Annotated in this window: 1 pseudogene; it reads right to left on the bottom strand. The window is 53.0% G+C overall.

From position 1 onward, the window contains the following. Positions 1-161: 161 nt before the first annotated feature. Positions 162-432 (bottom strand): annotated as a pseudogene (thiH, locus tag ACYP03_RS24220) (2-iminoacetate synthase ThiH); the annotation flags it as partial.

Here is a 432-nt window from a genome sequence, read left to right as displayed (position 1 = left end):
AGACGCTGAAAGTGGAGCTGACGGCCAGTCATTACTCCTCCGGTATCACTGCCCGCTTTGACGCTAAAGTCAATGCGGTCTTTACCGAATAAATAAATAAAAATCAGGCTGATAGATACATCAGCCTGATTTGACCATCACAGATCTACCTACATGCCGACTTACAACGACAGTCCGGAATAAGCGTGATGCCAGTCTTTCCACACCACCTCAAAACCGTGCTGCTTCACCGCGTCTGCCACCTCGGCCACGGCGCGTTCATCACTGATCGCAAACTGCTCCAGCTCAGGCTCATCATCGGCATAGCCGCCAGGCTGGGTTTTGGAGCCCGCCGACATACTGGTAATGCCCAGCGGCAGCACATTATCGCGAAAATGGGGTGACTCCCGGGTCGACATCGACAGCTCGACTTCAGGATTAAACAACCGGTAG

This window comes from Photobacterium sp. R1, from assembly GCF_054600795.1.
Note: the sequence above shows the minus strand (reverse complement) of the source record. Positions and strands in the feature narration are given on the sequence as shown.